At 66.2% G+C, this 20,701-nt stretch carries 19 protein-coding genes; 7 read left to right on the top strand and 12 right to left on the bottom strand.

The annotated features are described in order from the left end of the window. The 8 genes from ACNQQL_RS15615 to flhD form a co-directional block, all read right to left on the bottom strand. A partial coding sequence (locus ACNQQL_RS15615) for a methyl-accepting chemotaxis protein (protein WP_347064632.1) occupies nucleotides 1-1,649 on the bottom strand: 1,649 nt, incomplete at its 3' end. A 37-nt stretch (nucleotides 1,650-1,686) separates the two neighbouring features. Next, nucleotides 1,687-2,202 carry a chemotaxis protein CheW gene (gene cheW, locus ACNQQL_RS15610; RefSeq protein ID WP_072443103.1) on the bottom strand — a complete coding sequence of 172 codons (516 nt, stop codon included), beginning with the start codon at nucleotides 2,200-2,202 and terminating at the stop codon, nucleotides 1,687-1,689. 48 nt (nucleotides 2,203-2,250) lie between these two features. Continuing rightward, on the bottom strand, nucleotides 2,251-4,506 hold the full coding sequence (gene cheA, locus ACNQQL_RS15605; protein WP_347064631.1) for a chemotaxis protein CheA: 2,256 nt from the start codon (nucleotides 4,504-4,506) through the stop codon (nucleotides 2,251-2,253). 33 nt (nucleotides 4,507-4,539) lie between these two features. Beyond that, on the bottom strand, nucleotides 4,540-4,917 hold the full coding sequence (locus tag ACNQQL_RS15600; protein WP_047899513.1) for a response regulator: 378 nt from the start codon (nucleotides 4,915-4,917) through the stop codon (nucleotides 4,540-4,542). A gap of 24 nt (nucleotides 4,918-4,941) precedes the next feature. After that, nucleotides 4,942-5,961, bottom strand: a complete 1,020-nt coding sequence (gene motB, locus ACNQQL_RS15595; RefSeq protein WP_347064630.1) for a flagellar motor protein MotB — start codon at nucleotides 5,959-5,961, stop codon at nucleotides 4,942-4,944. A gap of 13 nt (nucleotides 5,962-5,974) precedes the next feature. After that, on the bottom strand, nucleotides 5,975-6,835 hold the full coding sequence (gene motA, locus ACNQQL_RS15590) for a flagellar motor stator protein MotA (RefSeq protein WP_072443097.1): 861 nt from the start codon (nucleotides 6,833-6,835) through the stop codon (nucleotides 5,975-5,977). A 168-nt stretch (nucleotides 6,836-7,003) separates the two neighbouring features. Next, nucleotides 7,004-7,558 carry a flagellar transcriptional regulator FlhC gene (gene flhC / locus ACNQQL_RS15585; RefSeq protein WP_011350591.1) on the bottom strand — a complete coding sequence of 185 codons (555 nt, stop codon included), beginning with the start codon at nucleotides 7,556-7,558 and terminating at the stop codon, nucleotides 7,004-7,006. A gap of 92 nt (nucleotides 7,559-7,650) precedes the next feature. Continuing rightward, entirely contained in the window at nucleotides 7,651-7,971 is a 321-nt protein-coding gene (gene flhD / locus ACNQQL_RS15580; protein ID WP_069746442.1) for a flagellar transcriptional regulator FlhD, read from the bottom strand. Between the two features lie 667 nt (nucleotides 7,972-8,638). On the opposite strand from flhD, the gene ACNQQL_RS15575 reads away from it, so the two are divergent. Continuing rightward, nucleotides 8,639-9,703 (top strand): glycosyltransferase family 4 protein, encoded by a 1,065-nt coding sequence (locus ACNQQL_RS15575; protein WP_347064629.1) that lies wholly within the window; start codon nucleotides 8,639-8,641, stop codon nucleotides 9,701-9,703. A gap of 111 nt (nucleotides 9,704-9,814) precedes the next feature. Here the strand turns inward: ACNQQL_RS15575 and ACNQQL_RS15570 are convergent, their stop codons facing one another. Next, nucleotides 9,815-10,111: an H-NS histone family protein gene (locus ACNQQL_RS15570; protein WP_006489320.1), complete on the bottom strand. Its 297-nt coding sequence runs from the start codon at nucleotides 10,109-10,111 to the stop codon at nucleotides 9,815-9,817. A gap of 300 nt (nucleotides 10,112-10,411) precedes the next feature. On the opposite strand from ACNQQL_RS15570, the gene aqpZ reads away from it, so the two are divergent. Continuing rightward, a complete protein-coding gene (aqpZ, locus tag ACNQQL_RS15565) occupies nucleotides 10,412-11,155 on the top strand; it encodes an aquaporin Z (protein ID WP_347064628.1) in 744 nt (247 codons plus the stop codon). Nucleotides 11,156-11,286: 131 nt separating this feature from the next. Here aqpZ and ACNQQL_RS15560 read toward each other — a convergent pair whose 3' ends face one another. Next, entirely contained in the window at nucleotides 11,287-12,111 is an 825-nt protein-coding gene (locus ACNQQL_RS15560; protein WP_347064627.1) for a Cof-type HAD-IIB family hydrolase, read from the bottom strand. A 126-nt stretch (nucleotides 12,112-12,237) separates the two neighbouring features. Then, nucleotides 12,238-13,119 (bottom strand): BadF/BadG/BcrA/BcrD ATPase family protein, encoded by an 882-nt coding sequence (locus tag ACNQQL_RS15555; RefSeq protein WP_347064626.1) that lies wholly within the window; start codon nucleotides 13,117-13,119, stop codon nucleotides 12,238-12,240. A gap of 142 nt (nucleotides 13,120-13,261) precedes the next feature. Here ACNQQL_RS15555 and ACNQQL_RS15550 point away from each other — a divergent pair, with 142 nt between their 5' ends. Continuing rightward, nucleotides 13,262-13,864, top strand: coding sequence for a DNA-3-methyladenine glycosylase I (locus tag ACNQQL_RS15550; protein ID WP_347064625.1), 603 nt, complete (start codon nucleotides 13,262-13,264; stop codon nucleotides 13,862-13,864). A 245-nt stretch (nucleotides 13,865-14,109) separates the two neighbouring features. On the opposite strand, the gene rpsU is transcribed toward ACNQQL_RS15550, so the two are convergent. Continuing rightward, a complete protein-coding gene (gene rpsU / locus ACNQQL_RS15545; protein ID WP_006401410.1) occupies nucleotides 14,110-14,322 on the bottom strand; it encodes a 30S ribosomal protein S21 in 213 nt (70 codons plus the stop codon). A gap of 520 nt (nucleotides 14,323-14,842) precedes the next feature. On the opposite strand from rpsU, the gene ACNQQL_RS15540 reads away from it, so the two are divergent. The 4 genes from ACNQQL_RS15540 to ACNQQL_RS15525 all read left to right on the top strand — a co-directional run bounded on the left by ACNQQL_RS15540 (nucleotide 14,843) and on the right by ACNQQL_RS15525 (nucleotide 20,556). Next, a complete protein-coding gene (locus tag ACNQQL_RS15540; protein ID WP_034183889.1) occupies nucleotides 14,843-15,997 on the top strand; it encodes a flagellin in 1,155 nt (384 codons plus the stop codon). A 132-nt stretch (nucleotides 15,998-16,129) separates the two neighbouring features. Further along, nucleotides 16,130-17,638, top strand: coding sequence for a flagellar filament capping protein FliD (gene fliD, locus ACNQQL_RS15535; RefSeq protein ID WP_347064624.1), 1,509 nt, complete (start codon nucleotides 16,130-16,132; stop codon nucleotides 17,636-17,638). Nucleotides 17,639-17,663: 25 nt separating this feature from the next. Next, nucleotides 17,664-17,963: a flagellar protein FliT gene (locus tag ACNQQL_RS15530; RefSeq protein ID WP_072443080.1), complete on the top strand. Its 300-nt coding sequence runs from the start codon at nucleotides 17,664-17,666 to the stop codon at nucleotides 17,961-17,963. 238 nt (nucleotides 17,964-18,201) lie between these two features. After that, nucleotides 18,202-20,556 (top strand): tetratricopeptide repeat protein, encoded by a 2,355-nt coding sequence (locus ACNQQL_RS15525; RefSeq protein ID WP_347064623.1) that lies wholly within the window; start codon nucleotides 18,202-18,204, stop codon nucleotides 20,554-20,556. The last annotated feature ends 145 nt before the right edge of the window (nucleotides 20,557-20,701 follow it).

Genomic DNA, 20,701 nt, shown 5'->3' with positions numbered 1-20,701 from the left:
GCGTCGCGACGCGGCTCCGACGGCAGTGCCGGCACGGCCGCCGATCCATGCGCGACCGGCCGCGCGACGCCGCGCGCCGGCGCGAGCACGATGCCGCCCGTCACGCGCCAGCCCGACACGATCGACTTCATCTGGCGCGTCTGCTCCTCGAGCGACGCGGCCGCGGCCGCTGCCTGCTCGACGAGCGCCGCGTTCTGCTGCGTGACCGAATCCATCTGGCTGACCGCACGGTTGACCTGCTCGATGCCGGTCGACTGCTCTTCCGACGCGGCGCTGATCTCGCCCATGATGTCGGTCACGCGGCGCACGGCCTGTACGATCTCGTCCATCGTCGAGCCCGCGCGCGCGACGAGCGCCGACCCGCTGTCGACCTTCTCGGCCGAATCGCCGATCAGCTGCTTGATTTCCTTCGCGGCGCTCGCGCTGCGCTGCGCGAGCGAGCGCACCTCGCCCGCGACCACCGCGAAGCCGCGGCCCTGCTCGCCCGCACGCGCGGCTTCGACCGCCGCGTTCAGCGCGAGGATGTTGGTCTGGAACGCGATGCCTTCGATCGTGCCGATGATGTCGACGACCTTGCCCGAGCTCGCCGCGATGTCCTGCATCGTCGATACGACCTGGCCGACCACCTCGCCGCCCTGCGTCGCGATGTCCGATGCGTTCACCGCGAGCTGGCTCGCCTGCCGCGCGTTCTCCGCGTTCTGCCGCACGGTGCCCGTCAGCTGCTCCATGCTCGATGCGGTTTCCTGCAGCGACGCGGCCTGCTCCTCGGTGCGCTGCGACAGGTCGATGTTGCCGGTCGCGATCTCGCGCGCGCCGACGTCGATCGATTCGGTGCCGCGATGCACGGACTGCACCATCGTCGTGACGGCGTCCTGCATCCGCTTGATGCCGCCGAACAGGCGCCCCATCTCGTTCGTGCCGGACACGTTCACCGGCTGCGTGAGGTCGCCGCCGGCGATCCGCTCGAAGTGTGCGATCGCGTCCTCGAGCGGCTTCACGATCAGCCCGCGCATCGCGAAGCGGATCGCGATCACGACGACGAACGCGACCGCGATGCCGGCCGCGATCAGCGCGACCATCAGCGAGATCTGCGACTGCGTCGTGGCCTGGCGCTCTTCCGCGCGCTTCTGCAGCGATACGATCACGGCTGCCGCCGTCTGGTCGAACGCGACGAACATCGGGCTGATCTTCGTGTCGGCAATCGCGTGGTACGCCGCCATGTCGCCCGCGCGCGCCGCGGCAAATTCGGGCTCGACGCCTTCCTTCACGATCGTCGTGTAGCGTGCGGTGAGCTCGTCGACGAGCGTCTGCTCGACGCCGAGCTTCGGCAACGACTGGAACACCTGCCAGTTCTGGTTCGACTTCGCAAACAGCTCCTGCGCGCGGTCGAGCACCTTCGTCGCGTCAGCCGCATTGCCGGCTTCGGTCAGCGTACGGAAACGATCGAGCGCGACACGCGCACGCAGCAGGTGCGCGGCCGTGTCGTCGAGCGCATGGATCGCCGGCAGGTCGACGTGCGCGATCTCGTCGAGCGAGCGGCTCGCGTGATCGAGCGCGTAGAGGCCGAGCCCGCCGACCGCGGCGGCCAGGCACACGAGGATGAGTCCGACCGCCGTGAGCGTCGTGCGGATCGACCAGTTATGCAACATTGCAGATTCTCCCGAAATTCCTGCGCGCGCGGCGCGCTTACCCGCCGAGTGTCTCGATCAGCGCCATTTCACGGCTCGACATCAGCTTCTCGATATCCATCAGGATCAGCATCCGGCCGTCGACCGTGCCGAGGCCCGTCAGGTACTCGGTCGTCAGCGTCGCGCCGAATTCCGGCGCCGGCATGATCTGGTCGGTCTGCAGCGTCAGCACGTCCGACACGCCGTCGACCACCATCCCGACCACGCGATGCGCGACGTTCAGGATGATCACGACGGTTTGATGGTCGTACTCGACGCGGCCGAGATGGAACTTGATCCGCATGTCGACGATCGGCACGATGATCCCGCGCAGGTTGATCACGCCCTTGATGAAGTCCGGCGCGTTCGCGATGCGCGTGACGCTGTCGTAGCCGCGGATTTCCTGCACCTTCAGGATGTCGATCCCGTATTCCTCGTCGCCGAGCGTGAACACGAGGAATTCCTGGCCCGTCGCGTCGCCTTGCGCCGCGTCGCGGCGGCTCGTCGCCGCGTTCGCCGCGGCCGGATTGATCATTTGGACTTCAGCAGACACGTTTGCCCCCAATCGGTTGAATGGCGAGAGTCAGAACATCGCGAGCTCGGCGCCGGCTCGGGCGCCGTGCGTCGCACGGGTTTCTCGGTTCAGCGCCGCGACGTCGACGATCAGCGCGACGCTGCCGTCGCCGAGGATGGTCGCCGCCGAGATGCCGTGCACCTTGCGATAATTGGTTTCGAGGTTCTTCACGACCACCTGCTGCTGGCCGACCAGCTCGTCGATCAGCATCGCGAAGCGGCGCCCCTCGGTTTGCATGATCGTGACGATCCCCTGCGTCGGGTCGGTGCGGGCGTCCTCGACCGAAAACACCTCGTGCAGCGCGACCAGCGGCAGGTATTCGCCGCGCACGCGCACCACGCGCTCGCCGTTGCCGACCGTGTAGATGTCGTCGATCGACGGCTGCAGCGACTCCATCACGAAGTTCAGCGGCAGGATGAAGATCTCGCTGCCGACCTTCACCGACATTCCGTCGAGGATCGCGAGCGTCAGCGGCAGCACGATCCGCGTGGTCGTGCCGCGGCCGGCCTGCGACGAGATCTCGACGTGGCCGCCCATCGACTGGATGTTGCGCTTCACGACGTCCATCCCGACGCCGCGGCCCGACACGTCGGTCACCGTCTCGGCGGTCGAGAAGCCCGGCGCGAAGATCAGGTTCCACACCTCTTCGTCGCTGATGTTGTCGGACACCTGCATGCCCTGCTTCGCGGCCTTCGCGAGGATCCGCTCGCGGTTCAGGCCCGCGCCGTCGTCGCTGACCTCGATCACGATGTTGCCGCCGTGATGCGCGGCCGACAGCACGAGCTGGCCAACCGCGTCCTTGCCGGCGGCGACGCGCTTGTCGACCGTCTCGATCCCGTGGTCGAGGCTGTTGCGCACGAGGTGCGTGAGCGGATCGATGATCCGTTCGATCAGGCTCTTGTCGAGTTCGGTCGCCTGGCCGAACGTGACGAGCTCGACCTGCTTGCCGAGCTTGCCGGCGAGATCGCGCACGAGCCGCGGGAAGCGGCTGAACACGTAGTCCATCGGCATCATGCGGATCGACATCACGGCTTCCTGCAGGTCGCGCGCGTTGCGCTCGAGCTGCGCCATCCCGTTGAACAGGCGGTCGTGCAGCGCCGGATCGAACGCGCTCGCGGTCTCCGCGAGCATCGCCTGCGTGATCACGAGCTCGCCGACGAGGTTGATCAGCTGGTCGACCTTCTCGACGCCGACGCGGATCGAGCTGCCTTCGGCGCCCGATGCGGCCGCGGCGGCCGGGCGCGCACGCTTGTCGTCGTGATGCGCGGCGGCCTGCGCCGCGTGCTCGGCCTGCGGCCGTTGGGGTTGCTGCGGCGGTTGCGTTGCTGCGGCCGGCTCGACGGTTGCGGGAGCCGGTGCGGCCGGTTGCGGCGCGGCGGCCTGCGGCGCGAATACCTCGACCCGCGCGGCGGGTTGCGCGGCGACGGCCGGTTCGGCGGCCGGTGCCGCAGCGTCCTGCGCGGCAGCCGGTGCCGCCGGCGCGGCCGGCGCCGTGCCGTGCGCGATGCGGATCTGGCTTTCGTCGATCACGAAGCAGCACACGGCGACGATGTCGTCGGACGGCACGTCCGATTCGAGCCACAGCGTCAGGTCGTCGCCCGCTTCCTCGCGGCCGACGATCCGGCCGAGGTTGCCGAGTTCTTCGCTGAGCAGTTCCCGGTCCTTCGCGTCGACGCCCGCCAGCGTGATCTTCAGGTGCGGGCCGTCTTCGCCCGCGTCGGCCGCCGGATGCGCGGCCGCGACGGCCTGCTCGACCACGTGATCGGGCGCGCGATCGCCGCCGGCGGCGGGCTCCGCTGCCGGTGCGGCCGGTTCGGCAGCAGCGGCGACCGGCGCGGCAGGCGCGGCCGCAGCGACCGCCGGCGCGCCCGCGCCGCTCTCGGCCTTCAACCGTTCGAGCTTTGCGCAGATCGTCGCGGCGGCTGCCGCGTCCGGTTCGGCGCTCGCGCGGTAGTCGACGAGCTGGTCGGACAACACGTCCTTGGTCTCGAGGAACGCGTCGATCATCTCCTTGGTCAGCGTCAACTCATGGTTGCGCGCGCGGTCGAGCAGCGATTCGAGGATGTGCGTCGTATCGGTCAGCGCGGAAAAGCCGAACGTCGCCGCGCCGCCCTTGATCGAATGCGCGGCGCGGAAGATCGCGGCCAGGTCTTCGGGGTCGGGCGAGTCGACGTCGAGGTTCAGCAGAAGCTGCTCCATCTGCGCGAGCAGCTCGTCCGCTTCGTCGAAAAAGGTCTGGTAGAACTGCGTGATATCGAGAGTCATGCCCGGTCACCGGTTGGATTCGTCGCGTTCATTTCAGGAGGCAGCCGGCTCGGACAGCGTCGCGACCAGGTCGACCAGCACGACCGGATCGATCGGCTTCTCGATCCAGCCTGTCGCGCCCGCGTCGCGCGCGGCGTCCTTGAAGGCATCGCTGCCTTCGGTCGTCAGCACGAGGATCGGCGTGTCCGCATACGCGGTCAGCTTGCGCAGCGCGGCGATCACCTCGAGCCCGCTCTTGCGCGGCATGTTCTGGTCGGTCAGCACCAGGTCGTACGGCGCGGTCGCGGCCATGTCGAAGCCGGCTTCGCCGTCCGGCGCCACCGTCACGTCGTAGCCGGCCTGCGCAAGCGTTGCCTGCAGCAGCGCACGCATGGTCGCGGAGTCGTCGATGGCGAGAATGGTTCGGATCATGTCTGTCTCGGAATCTCGGGAACGTCAGGGTTTCGGCGCCGCGGCGGCGGCACTCGCGACCGCCGGACGCACAGCCGGCGCCGGGCCGGCGAGCTGCTGCGCGAGCAGCTTCGAGCCCGCCGCGTCGGCCGACAGCGTCGTGGTCGTCGCGTCGTCGCGCATCAGCGCTTCTTCGGATTTGCGGTTCAGCACGATCACGCTGATCCGGCGGTTTTCCGGATCGAGCGGGTCGGCCTTGTTCAGGTTCTGCGTCGACGCGAGGCCGAGCACGCGCAGCACTTTCGCCTCGTCCATGCCGCCGGAAATCAACTCGCGGCGCGACGCGTTCGCACGGTCGGCCGACAGCTCCCAGTTGCTGTAGCCGCCCTCGCCGCCCGCGTACGGCACGGCGTCGGTGTGGCCCTGAACGATGATCCGGTTCGGCACGTCGTTCAGCGTCTTGCCGATTTCGCGCAGGATGTCGCGCATGTACGGCTCGACGTGATCGCTCGACATCGCGAACATCGGCCGCTTCTGCGTATCGACGATCTCGATGCGCAGCCCCATCAGCGTCGAATCGATGCGGATCTGCTGCTTGAACTGGCGCAGCGTCGGGTTGGCCTCGATCGCGGCCATCAGCTTGATCTGCAGGTCGTGCAGGCGCGCCTGCTCGAGCCGCTCGATCGCGCCCTGCGCCTGCGCTTGCGCATGCTCGTCGACCGGCTTCGCGACGCGCTCGGCGAGCGACATCGTACCGTCGGTGCGGCGCAGCGTGCCGGCGTCGGTGCTCGACAGGTCGCGGCCGCCGCCGTTGATGATGCTGGAGTCCTGCGAGTTGCGGTCGCCGCTGCCGAACAGCGCGGCCTTCAGCGGCGTGTTGAAGTATTCGGCGATCCCCTTCAGCTGCACCGGCGTGACCGAGCTCAGCAGCCACATCAGCAGGAAGAACGCCATCATCGCGGTCATGAAGTCCGCGTACGCAAGCTTCCATGCGCCGCCGTGGTGGCCCTTCTTCGCCGGGGCCACCCGCTTGACGACGATCGCGCGATCCTTGCTCTTGCTCATTGGTCGCTCCGCGTCACTTCGCCTTCACGCGGCGCACGTGCTCTTCGAGCTCGGAAAACGACGGCCGCTCGGTCGAGAACAGCACCTTGCGGCCGAACTCGACCGCGATCGCCGGCGCATAGCCGTTCAGCGTCGCGAGGATCGTCACCTTGATGCACTGGAACATCTTGGTCGACTCGGCGACGCGCTGCTCCGCGAGGCTCGCGAGCGGCCCGATCAGCCCGTACGACAGCAGGATCCCGAGGAACGTGCCGACCAGCGCCTGCGCGATCATTGCGCCGAGCACCGCGGGCGGCTTGTCCGCGGACGCCATCGTGTGCACGACGCCCATCACGGCCGCGACGATGCCGAACGCCGGCATCGCGTCGCCGACGCGCATCAGCGCGTGCGCGGGGCCTTCGCCTTCCGAGTGGTGCGTCTCGATCTCCTCGTCCATCAGGCTCTCGATCTCGAACGCGTTCATGTTGCCGCCCACCATCAGGCGCAGGTAGTCGGTCAGGAATTCGACGATGTGGTGATCGGCGAGGATCTTCGGGTATTGCGTGAAGATCGGGCTCTTTTCCGGATCGTCGATGTCGGCCTCGAGCGTCAGCGTGCCTTCCTTGCGCGCCTTCGCGAGCAGCACGTACAGGAGCGCCATCAGCTCCATATAGACGTCCTTCGTGTATTTCGAGCCCTTGAAGAGCGTCGGCAGCACGCGCAGCGTGGCCTTGATGGTCTTGCCACCGTTGCCGAGGATGAATGCGCCGACGCCGGCGCCCACGATCATCAGGATCTCGATGGGCTGGATCAAGGCGCCCAGATGCCCGCCTGCCAGCGCATAACCGCCGAAGACCGACAACAGCGTCACGAGTGTTCCCACGATAATCAGCACTGCCTGTCCCTCATGAAAGACCGGCGGGAAGATCGCCGTTAAACAGGTTTACGGCAGTCGGCAGGAAAACTTTCGCGACCGCCCGGCGGCGGCCCGACGGTGTTTACCAGCAGTCGGCAGACGGTTCGCGCGGCCCGCGGCAGCCGCTTGCACCCCGCCCGGCGGCGCTCAGGCCGCAGCGGCGGCCAGTTCGGCGCGCGCGGCGGCGGCCTTGCGGGTCTTGCCCGCGCGCGACGGCGGCTGGCACAGGCCGCAGACGAAACCTTGATGCGGATCATGCGCGTGCGCGACGAAGTGGCCGCCGCAGCGCGTGCACGGGGTCATCTGCAGCATCCCCGAATCGAAGAAGCGCACGAGCGTCCACGCGCGTGTGAGGCTCAGCGCGGCCTCGTCGCCGGACAGGTTCACGTGCTCCTGATAGAGCCGGTACGCTTTCACGATCGACTGGATCGGCTCGCAGCGGCCGTGGTCCTGCATGAACCGGTAGATGTTGTAGAACAGCGACGAGTGGATGTTCGGCTGCCACGTCATGAACCAGTCGGTCGAGAACGGCAGCATCCCCTTCGGCGGCGACACGCCCTTCAGTTCCTTGTACAGCTTGATCAGACGGTCCCGCGACAGGCTCGTCTCCGCCTCCAGCAACTGCAGCCTGGCGCCCAGTTCGATCAGTTCGATGGCGAGGGTGATTTCCTTCACCTCGATCACGACGCTTTTGCTTGCCATGGTGATAACCGTCCGCTTGACGTGGTTCGGATGGATGGCCAATACGCTGCCGGCCGGCGCGGCACGCCGGGACAAACGCAAGGCGGGATGGATCAGCGGACGCTTTCGACCTGCTGCCCGGCCATCAGGATGGCCGAGTGGGCATGCGCGACGACATCGCTACGGCCCTTGTCGGCGAGCGACGACAGCAGTGCGTGATCGTCGAAGCGGAAGCGGCACAGCATCTGATTCGACGCGGCGAGCTTCACGGTCTGTGCGAGCGTGAGGTTCGCGAGCACGTCGGCCAGTTCCTGGGAAATTCCCATGCGGAACATGCCCATCGCCTTGTCTTCCCGCAACAGGCGTTGCGCGAGGAGGAGGTACGACAGGTTGACCTCTTTGATCTCACTGAGCATTTCGCTGGTAGCGCTCATGATTCCCCCGTTAAAGAGCTTTGCTTTGGCCATTCGTGTTATGACAACGTTTGCTCGATCAGGGCGCACCAGGCGCTCAGTCGGCTCGTTTATATTCTTACAGGGCGAATTTTGGCCAAACGGCATTTATGTCGGTATCAGCGAAGTGGCGTATGCCGCGCAGGATTTGTCTGTAAACCGTGTAGGAATTTTTCCGACAAGGCGAATTGAAAGGGGGCAATCGGGAAAGCGGGTGACGGCGCGAATTCGGCCGAGATGTGCCCGACGGCCGCCGCGCAATGGCGGCAGGCTTGCCGGCAAGGCCGCCGACAATCGGATCGGTAAAAATTATAGTGGTTTTTCACGATGGCGCAACAATAGTTGATTCTGTCTCGATTTCTGTTTTCCCGCCCTTTTTCTCGGGGTTTTCGCGTATTTCATCGTGTAACAAGCCTTAAGTGTTTGAAAAAACACTCGAACCCCTCAGGCCGATATCGATAATGGACTCCAATGGGCGGCGGCGCGAGCCGTGCCGGCCCGCCCCGCAGCTTGCCGTCCGGCGCCCCGCGCACCCCGCCCAGGGCCCGGCCACGTACCGCCAACAGCGTGCGTCGGCGAGTTCCGCAACCTTGTAGGGGATCCGCATCGGCGCCGCAGCGCCCACACGGATCGACATCGGAGAACATCCATGCGAATTGCCCAGATCGCGCCCCTTTACGAAGCCGTCCCGCCGAAACTCTACGGCGGCACCGAGCGTGTCGTGTCCTACCTCACCGAGGCGCTCGTCGAACTCGGGCACGACGTGACGCTGTTCGCCAGCGGCGACTCCGTCACGTCGGCCCGCCTCGAGGCGGCCTGGCCGCGCGCACTGCGGCTCGACCCGTCGATCCGCGATTCGATGGCGCCCCACATGCGGCTCCTCGAGCAGGTCGCCCGCGTCGCACATGAATTCGACGTGCTGCACTTTCACCTCGACTACCTGCCGTTCCCGCTGATGTCGCGTCTCGACACGCCGTACGTGACGACGCTGCACGGCCGCCTCGACCTGCCGGAGCTGCAGCCCGTGTTCGACTCGTTCCCGGACGCGCCGGTCGTGTCGATCTCGAACAACCAGCGCAAGCCGCTGCCGCAGGCCGCGTGGGCCGGCACCGTGTACCACGGGCTGCCCGACACGCTGCTCACGCCGCAGCCGGGCGTGAAGCCCGAATATCTCGCGTTCCTCGGCCGGATCTGTCCCGAAAAGCGCGTCGACACGGCGATCCGGATCGCCGCGCAAAGCGGGCTGCCGCTGAAGATCGCCGCGAAGGTCGACAAGGCCGACGCCGACTACTTCAAGGAAGTGATCGAGCCGCTGCTCGGCCAGGCACACGTCGAATTCATCGGCGAGATCAACGAAGCGCAGAAGCCCGCGTTCCTGTCCGGCGCGAAGGCGCTGCTGTTCCCGATCGACTGGCCGGAACCGTTCGGCCTCGTGATGATCGAGGCGATGGCGTGCGGCACGCCGGTCGTCGCATTCAATCGCGGCTCGGTGCCGGAAGTGATCGAGGACGGCGTGACCGGCTTCATCGTCGAGGACGTGCAGGGCGCGGTCGGCGCATTGCACCGGATCGACAGCCTGTCGCGCACCGCGATCCGCGAACGTTTCGACACACGTTTCAGCTCGAAGGCCATGGCGCAGCGTTATGTCGAGACTTACGAATCGCTTTGCGCGGCTACCAGGCAACCGGCATTGCGCCGGGTCGCAGGCGCCTGACGCGGAAATCCGCACGGAAATATTCCGTAAAATCCGCGCCGAAATCGGCGCGCAAAACCGCAAAGCAAAAGAGCCGCATCGACGATGCGGCTCTTTCTTTTTGGCTTTCAGTCATTCGATCAGGAATCGATCGCGGTTTTTCCCGACGATCCAATTCGGCGGCTTGCCGCGCCCGCTCCAGGTCGCACCCGACTTCGGATCACGGTATTTCGGGGGCAGCGGCGCCTTCTTCGGCGGGCGGCCGCGCCGCGCCCGCTCCGCGAAGCCCAGGTCCTGGGCCGTCAGGCCGTATTCGGCAATCATTCGCTGGACGTCGGCAATCACCGCCGCCACTTCCTGGCGGCGTACGTCGTCCGCCTGGGCCTGCAGATCGGCAATCTGCGCCTTGAGTTTCGCGTATTGAGACATTTTTTCGACTCCCTTTTCGATGATGCGGCCCCGGCGAATCCGACCGGGACACAAACATCCGTTACGCCATCCGCACTGCAGCCCTGCCCTTCGAAATAAATACTGTCATCTTTAACCAATTCGGCTATATCGAGAATGCGGGCTTATTCTAATAAAAGGCATTCGTCAGCCATTCAAATTTAACAATCGTTGACCCTCCCGGACCCGATTCATTTCCTATAATCCAGACCAATTCCGGGCGACGGAATAAATCCGTCGTGTCGTCCGGTTGTCTTCAACCCACTTGAACGAGGTCCTTACATGAATCTTTCTCAGCGTCTCGCTGCAGAGGTATTCGGCACGTTCTGGCTGGTGCTCGGCGGGTGCGGAAGCGCCGTGCTGGCCGCCGCCTTTCCGGGCCTCGGCATCGGCTTTGCCGGTGTCGCACTTGCCTTTGGCCTGACCGTGCTGACGATGGCATTCGCAATCGGCCACATTTCGGGTTGCCACCTGAATCCGGCGGTGAGCGTCGGCCTGACGGTCGCCGGGCGTTTCCCGGCACGCGATCTCGCGCCATACATCGTCGCGCAGGTTGTCGGCGCAACGCTCGGCGCCTTCGTGCTGTACCTGATCGCGACCGGCAAGCCGGGCTTCGACGTCGTCGGCAGCGGCTTTGCGACGAACGGCTTCGGCGAGCGCTCGCCCGGCCACTACTCGCTGGCGGCATCGTTCATCTGCGAAGTCGTGATGACGGGTTTCTTCCTGTTCGTGATCCTCGGCGCCACCGACAAGCGCGGCGTGCCGGCCGGCTTCGCGCCGATCGCGATCGGCCTGTGCCTGACGCTGATTCACCTGATCTCGATTCCGGTCACCAACACGTCGGTGAACCCGGCGCGCTCGACCGGCCCGGCGCTGTTCGTCGGCGGCGACGCGATCGGCCAGCTCTGGCTGTTCTGGGTGGCACCGCTGATCGGCGCGGTACTCGCAGGGATCATCTACCCGCTGGTCGCAGGGCGCGACGACGCCGTCGACCTGCTGCCGGCATCGGCGCGCACAAGCGAATAAAACACTACGGGGTTACGCGAGCAGAGCAGCGAGCCTCACGCTGTCGAAGAACATCGAGGCAGGCAATTTCGACGGGCGCCCTTGGCGCCCGTTTTTCATTGCCGCTCGGGAAGCACGCTCGGGGCGTTCGCTCAGGAAGCGGCGACGTTGTCCTCGAGCGAGAACAGCGTGCGCAGGTGGCGGGCGACGCCCGCATCGAAGTTGTTGCCGATCCGCGGGATGTGCGGCAGCCGCGCGACCAGGTCGGGATTCGCATTGTTCATCATGAACGCGTGACCGGCGGTTTCGAGCAGGTCGATGTCGTTCATGTTGTCGCCGAACGCGATGCAGTGGCCGGTATCGACGCCGAGCCGCGCGAGCACCGTGCGCAGCGCGCGGCCCTTCGACACGTTCGCCGTCATCACTTCCAGACAGTCGGGCAGCGAGTACGTGACGTACAGCGCATCGCCGAACCGCACGCGCATCTGCTCGGCGACGATCGCCAGATCGGCCGGTTCGCCGATGTACAGCACCTTAGCGATATCCGCGCCGTCGTGCGCGGGCATGTCGATCACATCGTACCGGAAGCCCGAATCCTGGTGGAATTCGAGCAGGTGCGGCGCATCGCGGTCGATCAGCCAGCCCTGGTCGGTGAACAGGTTGACGATCACGCGGCCGTGCGTGCCGACGACGTCCGGCTGCACGAGGCCGCGGACGATCGCGGGATCGATGTCCTGCGCGTGGATCGTCGTGTCGTCCGGCGCATGCACGCGCGCGCCGTTCGACGTGATCAGGTACGGCCGGATGCCGAGCACGTCGCGAATGCCCGCGACGTCCGCGTAATGGCGCCCCGTGGCGATCACGAACTGCAGGCCGTCGCGCTCGAGCCGGCGGACGGTATCGATCGTGTACGGATCGAGCTGGTGATCGCTGTTCAGCAGGGTACCGTCGAGATCGGTGGCGATGACTTTGTACATGGGACGGAAGAATGGCGCTCAGGGCTCTGCGGAACGGCCATTCTAACGTCGCGCCCGGCTGCACGCCGGACGGTTCCAGGTCAGGCGCCGCCTTCGGCGCCGCTGCGGCGCGCCGTCAACCCGCCTTCAACCGCCTTCCGCAGCCCGCAGCGCCTGCAGCGCGAGCTGCAGCGCGCCATGCGCCGAATCGTCGAGCGGCGCGCGCAGCCGCGCGGCGTGGCGCGCCGGCACGGCCGGCGCGAGCGCGTCCGCGAGCCCGCCGCACAGCGCGACCGGCAGCGCCTGCTGCGGATCGAGCGCATCGATCATCTTGCCGATCTCTTCGCCGGCCTGCGCGATCAGCGCGCCCGCGACCGGGTGCGAGCGGTGCGCGAACACGATCGGCGCGAGCCGCGCATAGATCGTCTGGTTCGCATCGCACGACCACTGGACGAGCGCGTCGCGATCCTGCGCGCCCGTTTCCGCGAGCAGCGCGTCGGCGAACGCGTCGCGCGGCACGCGGCCGTCGAGCGCCTGTTGCGCATATGCGAGCGCACGCACGCCGAGCCACGCGCCGCTCGCCTCGTCGCCGGACGGAAAGCCGAAGCCGCCCGCGATCCGGCACGCGCCGTCCGCATCGAGCGCCGCCGCGATACTGCCGGTGCCCAGCGCGACGATGAGCCCCGGCGCGCCGCCGTGCGCGCCGACGACGGTCGTATACGCGTCGCTCTCGATTGCGAGCGCGCCGAGTGGCGCCTGCGCGCGGAACGCGGCGAGCCACGCCGCATTGTTGACGCCTGCGAGCCCGCAGCCGAGCGCGCATTGCGGCCAGTCGAACGCAAACCCGGCCTGTGTGAACGCATCCGCGCAGGCCGCGCCGATCGACGCCCACGCACGCTCGATGCCGAGACCGAGCCCCGACGGGCCGCCGCGCCCCTGCGCGAGCTCGCGCCCGTGCCGGTCGGCCAGCACCGCGCGCGTACCCGTGCCGCCGCCGTCGATGCCGATCGCAAAAAGTAATGTCGCCATGCTTCCATCCCGCTGATTCGAACAGGCGCCAAGCTTAACCGGATCGGTACCGCGCGCCCATCTGCCGTTCGGCCGGCTATCCCGCGAAAAGGGCTTCCGCTATGCTGGCGCGATCGAACCGACACTGAAAACGAGGCAGACGATGTCGCAGCGGTGCAACTGGGTGAAGACGGAAGCGGATGCTCACTATCACGATACCGAGTGGGGCGTGCCGTCGCACGACGATCGCCACCTGTTCGAAATGCTGATCCTGGAAGGCGCGCAGGCCGGGCTGTCGTGGTCGACGATCCTGAACAAGCGCGCGGGCTATCGCAAAGCGTTCGCCGATTTCGACGTCGACGCCGTCGCGCGCTTCACGCCGAAGCACATCGAGAAACTGCTGGAGAACCCCGGCATCGTGCGCAACCGCGCGAAGGTGGAATCGGCGGTAACCAACGCGCGCGCCGTGCAGCGCATCCGCGACGAGCACGGGTCGCTTGCCGCGTTCCTGTGGTCGTTCGTCGGCAACACGCCGGTCCAGAACGCATGGGAGTCGTATCGCGACGCGCCTGCGTCGACCGAACAGTCCGACGCGCTCAGCAAGGCGCTGAAAGCATACGGCTGCAAGTTCGTCGGCTCGACGATCTGCTATGCGTTGATGCAGGCGACCGGCATGGTCAACGATCACGAGGCCGGCTGCCCGTGCCACGCTCAATGCGCGGCGCTCGGCGGCAAGCAGCCGGCACGCCGGCGCAAGGCGGGCTGACCAGCGCCAACCATCACCCGGAGCCTGCAACGGCTCTGCCCCCTACAATCACCGCGCGGCGCGTGACGACGCCGGCACGACCGACCGCGAGCGACAGATAGATCACCGGCACGCGCGGGTCGGCGGCCTCGACGTCACGGCATCGGGACTTTCCCGGCCTCCAATAGCAAAACGGCGGAGCGGCCTCTTTCGAGACACACTCCGCCGTTTCGCGGCGAACCGTAGCGGCGAGCCGTAAGACGCTCTTAGTGGAGCTTCTTCGGCAGCATTTGGCTGCGCAGACGCTTGTGCAGGCGCTTGACGGCTGCTGCCTTCTTGCGCTTGCGGACTGCGGTCGGCTTTTCGTAAGACTGGCGTTCGCGCAGTTCAGCGATCAGGCCATTTTTTTCGATAGCGCGACGAAAGCGGCGAATCGCCACTTCGAACGGCTCGTTTTCTTTCAGAAGAATCGTCGTCATGTCGTTCCTAAATTGCTTAAACGGTCAAAAACGTAGCGGCCAAGCGCCACGCACCGGCCATCCGAGCGTCCCCCACAACAGGCGAAACGAGCGGAAATACGGCCTCGGAGGCCGGAAAAGAGAGGCGGAAAGCACCGCGAGTACGCTTCACAACCGCGTGCAGCGCCGCGTTTGACTGCCAGCAGACATGCCGGAAACCGGCAAAGGCGTGACAGAAATCTCAATTCAGCCCGCCATCATATCAGGGAATCACAGACAAAACCATCCTTTTGTCGATTCCGTGCGCACAGCCTTGCAACTCCGTCGACAGGCCGGCCTCTGCCCCCGTTAGTCGGGCATCTGGCCCGCCCCGTCCGAAATGACAAAGAACGATAAAAAATCGGGACGAATCTCAACACACCCCTCAAGTTTTGTTTTGGTACGCCGAAATCCTGCTCTGAGGCGGCCAGCAATGAACGAGTGCTTCCGCCGACGCCAAAACGGCTTTCCAGGGCTTTCGGCTTAAACAGGAGATTTTTCCATGCTCGGAATCAATAGCAACATCAACTCGCTGGTTGCTCAGCAGAACCTCAACGGCTCGCAAGGCGCACTGTCGCAAGCCATCACGCGTCTGTCGTCGGGCAAGCGCATCAACAGCGCAGCCGACGACGCAGCCGGCCTCGCGATTTCGACGCGGATGCAAACGCAGATCAACGGCCTGAACCAGGGCGTGTCGAACGCGAACGACGGCGTGTCGATGATCCAAACGGCATCGAGCGCACTGTCGTCGCTGACGAACAGCCTGCAACGTATCCGCCAGCTAGCCGTCCAGGCGTCGACGGGCACGATGTCCACGACCGACCAGGCAGCACTGCAACAGGAAGTTGCGCAGCAGATCCAGGAAGTGAACCGTATCTCGTCGCAAACGACGTACAACGGCACGAACATCCTCGACGGCTCGGCAGGCATCGTGTCGTTCCAGGTCGGCGCGAACGTCGGCCAGACGATTTCGCTGGACCTGAGCCAAAGCATGTCGGCTGCGAAGATCGGCGGCGGCCTGGTGCAGAAGGGCCAGACGGTCGGCACGGTGACGGGCCTGTCGCTCACGAACGCCGGCGCATACACCGGCTCGGGCGCAGCGATCACCGCGATCAACGTGATTTCGGATGGCCAGGGCGGCTACACGTTCACGGACCAGAACGGCCAGGGCATCACCTCGGGCGCCGCAACGGCCGTGTTCGGCTCGAACGCAACGGCCGGCACGGGCACGGCAGTCGGCGCACTGTCGCTGCAATCGGGCGCAACCGGCGCGGGCACCACCGCTGCACAGCTGACGGCGATCAACAATGCGATCGCGCAGATCAACGCCGTCAACACGCCGAAGACCGTGTCGAACCTCGACATCAGCACGGTCAGCGGTGCGAACGTCGCGATGGTGTCGATCGACAACGCGCTGCAGACGGTGAACAACGTGCAGGCGGCACTCGGCGCGGCACAAAACCGTTTCACGGCAATCGCAACGGCGCAGCAGGCAGAGTCGACCGACCTGTCGTCGGCACAGTCGCAGATCACCGACGCGAACTTCGCGCAGGAAACCGCGAACATGTCGAAGAACCAGGTGCTGCAGCAAGCAGGCATCTCGGTGCTCGCACAGGCGAACTCGCTGCCGCAGCAGGTCCTGAAGCTCCTGCAGTAATCGCGTAGCAACCGACGGCCGGGCCCCGCGTAACGCGCGGCCCGGCCGCAAACGCTTGGCGCGCGGGGCTTCGCCCCGCGGCCAGGTCTTCACCCAGCATTTCACGGATCATCCGCCGCACGGAGCAACACGATGTCGACGATCAATTCCGCCGTCAATTCCGCCACCAACTCGGCCAACAGCCAGCTGCAGCAGGCCGCGCAATCGATCATCAGCGGTTCGACCGGCAACTCGTCGATGGACGTCAACTCGCTCGTGACGGCGCTCGTCAACGCGAAGACCGCCGGTCAAAGCGCCGCGCTCACCGCGAAGCAGGCCAGCGACAACACCCAGATTTCCGCGTACGGTGCCCTTTCGGCCGCGCTGAGCGCGCTGCAGACCAGCCTCACGACGCTGTCGAACGGCTCGCTGCAGAACACCTTCACCGCGACCGCGAGCGGCACCGGCCTCACCGCGACCGCGGGCGCCGGCTCCGTCGCCGGCAGCTATTCGGTCGGCGTCACGCAGATCGCGACGTCGCAGTCGCTGTCGTCGGCCGCGTTCGGTTCGTCGACGGCGCTCGGCACCGGCACGATGACGCTGTCGCTCGGCAGCCAGTCGTTCACGGTCAACGTAAGCAGCACGAACAACACGCTGTCCGGCATCGCCGCCGCGATCAACACTGCAACCGGCAACCCGGGCATCGTCGCATCGGTCGTCAACGGCAGCGACGGCGCGCACCTCGTGCTCAGCTCGACGCCGACCGGCGCGGCGAACACGATCAGCGTCGCGCTCAGCAACGTGTCCGGCGACAACGGCCTGTCCAGCCTCGGCGTCACGTCGACGGCCAGTACGACGGGCGGCCAGTCGACGTTCACGTCCGCGAACGGCAGCGCCGCGTGGAAGCAGAGCACGGCCGCGCAGGACGCCGCGTTCACGATCAACGGCATCGCCGGCACGAGCGCGAGCAACACCGTGACGAGCGCGATCACCGGCGTCACGCTGAACCTGACCACGGCCGCCGTCAACGCGAACCAGACCCAGACGCTGACGGTCGCCACCGACACGAAAACCCAGGCCGCCGCAGTCAACAACTTCGTGACGCTCTACAACACGCTCGTCACGACGATGGGCTCGCTGTCGAGCTTCACGTCCGGCGCGTCGTCGCAAGGCCCGCTGCTCGGCGATTCGACGCTGAACACGATCAAGAACTCGCTCGCGTCGATCGTCGCGAGCGGCGTGAACAACAACGGCTCGACGATCAACCTCGCGTCGATCGGCGTCACGCTGCAGGCCGACGGCACGCTGAAGACCGACAGCACGACGCTCAACACCGCGCTGCAGACCAACCCGTCGGGCGTTGCTTCGCTGTTCAACTCGACGAACGGAATCGGCCAGCAGCTGACGACGAACATCACGAACTACACGAAGACGAACGGGCTGATCGCCGCGCGCACGACGGCGCTCAGCAACGACCTGAAGAGCGTCACGACGCAGCAGACGAACCTGTCGAACTACGCGGCACAGCTGACCAGCCAGTACCAGGCGCAGTTCACCGCGCTCAACAAGCTGATGTCGACGATGAACAGCAACTCGCAGTACCTGACGCAGCTGTTCGGCGGAGCGAACAGCGCCGGCGCGATGTCGAACAACAAGGGCTGACCGCCGGCCGGACAGGAGAGCCACGATGGAACAGACCGAACTGATCGCGCAGCTCGACGCGCTCACCGATGCGATCGAACATGCGGCGGCGATGGCCGACTGGATCGAGGCGACACGCCTCGTCGACGCGCGCGAGCCGCTCGTCGCGTTGCTCGCGGCCGACCAGCCGCCGGCCGGCATCGCCGCGATCCGCCGCATGCAGGCCAGCAACGAGCGCATCTTCGCCGACGCGCAACGCGCGCAGCAGGAGCTGACCGACGAATACCAGGCGGCGATGGGCCGCGTGCAGGCCGTCGGCCAGTACCAGAACGTCGCGAGCCGCTGACGCACCGCAAACGCCGCGCCAACCCGACAACAAGAACTACGCGCTGATGTGAGGGCGTGCTCGTTCGCCTCCGCCCGCCTCGTGCGGGCGTTTTTTTGTGCATCCGGTATGTCGCCGCTTTGCCGCGTCAACTCTGTCCAATCGATGGAATTGGCCGCGCTTTTGGCACCATCTCGCGAGTTCGGCGCGACCGCACGTTACAGATAATGGCAAACACCGAATAACCGCGTCCCCCGCCATGCTTCCACTCGACTCGTCCGATCGCGCCACGCTCAGCCCGGAGCAGCAGTTCGAGCAAGATATCGCACTCGTCATGCAGAATGCCATCGAGCGCCATCACGACGGCGCATTCGACGATGCGAAAGCGCTGTATGACGCGATCCTCGATGCCGTCCCGGGACACGCGGAAGCGAACTACAACCTCGCGGTGCTGCTGGTCGACGCCGGGCAGCCGGCCGACGCGATTCCGCACTTCGAGATCGCGCTCGGGGAAAATCCTGGCAATGGCCAATGCTGGGTCAGCTACATCAACGCGTTGTACCGGGCGGACCAGGCACCTGCCGCATGGATCGCCGTCGAAATGGCACAGCAGCGCGGCGTACACGGCCCCGCGCTGGACGGCCTGATCTCGCAAATGGCAACGCCCACCGCGACGTTTCCCACGGCCCCCGCTGCGGGCCCGGGCAGCCCGGCCGGCATCACGCTGAATATTTCGTCCCGGCACGCACCCCACGAAAGCACCACCGGGGACGTCCCCGCCGGCCCCGTGCGCAAAGCGCCGCTGCACAAACTGCAGAAACACGCCGGACTCTTCGACAAGAAACGATCGGCGGAAGCGCTCGCGCTCGCGCGACGACTCGTCGCCGAATATCCGGACGACGCCGCGTGCCTGCGCGCCCTTGCGGTCTCGCTCTACAGGGACCTGCAATACGCCGAAATGATCGATATCGCCTATCGCGCACTTGAAGGCTTTCCCGGCGACCTCCTGCTGCGGACGCTGCTCGCCGATACGCTGCGACTCATGACCCGGCTCCAGGAAGCGGAAACCCAATGCCGCCTGATCATTGCCGCACAACCGACGAATGTGGAGGCGCATCGGATTCTCGGCATTGCGCTGCATGGGCTGCGGCGCCAGCGGGAAGCTGTCGCGGCATGCCGACGCGCAGTGGAACTGGCTCCGCATGCGGCATCGCCCAACGGGGCACTCGGCTTCGTGCTGCTGGATCAGGGCGCCGCGCAGGAGGCGGTTCCCTGGCTGCGGCGCACCATCGAAATCGATCCGAACGACAGCGTGTCGCACAGTTCGCTGCTGTTCAGCCTGATTCACGACGACACCAACACGCCGCAGATGTTGCTCGACGAACATCGCGCATTCGGCAAACGGCACGAACGACACGCACTGCCGAAAAATTACGCCAATTCACGCGACCCCGAGCGCGCGCTGCGGATCGGCTTCGTTTCCGGCGACCTGCTGAACCACGCGGTCGCGCATTACTTGCTACCTGTCGTCGAACACCTGAGCCGCGACCCGAATCTGTCGCTGCACTTCTACTACAACTTCGTGATCGACGATCACGTCACCGCCAAACTGCGTGCGCACGCCACCACGTGGAAAACCGTGACGACGCTGGGCGACGCCGCGCTCGCCGAACAGATCCGCAACGATCGCATCGACATCCTGATCGATCTCTCCGGTCACACCGGCCGCAACCGTCTGGTTGCGCTCGCACGCAAACCCGCGCCGCTGCAGGCATCGTGGATCGGCTACCCGGGCACGACCGGCATGAGCGCGATCGACTACTACCTCAGCGACAGCGTCGTCACGCCGGCCGGCGAGCTGGACGACCAGTTCGTCGAGAAAATCGTGCGCATGCCCGCGCTGGCGCCGTATTCGCCGCCGGCGAACTGTCCGCCCGTCAACGGCTTGCCCGCACTGCACAACGGCTACGTCACCTACGGCAGCTTCAACCGGCTCAACAAGCTGCGCCAGGACGTGATCGCGCTGTGGGCCGCGGTGCTGCGCGCGAAGCCCGACGCGCGGATGGTGATCGGCGCGATCGAGCAGGACCGCGATCGCGACACGATCGCCGGCTGGTTTGCGGCCGAAGGCATCGATCCCGCGCGCCTGACGTTCCAGCCGCGCGCAACCATCCCCGTCTATCTGCAGCAGCATCATCGCGTCGACATTTGCCTCGACACGTTCCCATACGCCGGTTCGACGACGACGCTCAACGCGCTGTGGATGGGCGTGCCGACCGTGACGCTCGCCGGGTTTTCGATCCCGACCCGCGGCTCCGCAAGCTGGCTCACGCGGGTCGATCTCGACGCCTTCATTGCACACGACAAGGACGAGTTCGTCCGCAAAGCCATCGCGCTCGCCGACGATCCCGACATGCTGCAGACGCTGCGCAGCGGCCTGCGCGACCGCTGCCTCGCGTCGGCGCCGTTCCATCCCGACGTCGTCGCGCAGGGGCTGTCGGTCGCGTTGCGGATGATGTGGCGCCGCTGGTGCGCGGGCGATGCGCCGGTCTCGTTCGATGCGGCCCTGCCCGACCGGCCGACCTCGATGCTCATCGACGAAGCGGCCGGCTGAACGCACGGGCCGGTTGCATGCGGCGCGACCGGCCAGCCCGGCGAGCGAGCGGCGGCATTACCGCGAATTGGCTCGCAAACCGCCTCCTGCTCGGCCGATCAGCCGGGCGTCGCGCCCGCTAGAGTGTTCTCACGATCACCGGTGT

The sequence above is a fragment of the Burkholderia sp. LFS061 genome (assembly GCF_047978125.1).
GTDB lineage: Bacteria > Pseudomonadota > Gammaproteobacteria > Burkholderiales > Burkholderiaceae > Burkholderia > Burkholderia pyrrocinia_C.
This window is presented reverse-complemented; position numbering and strand designations above follow the sequence as displayed.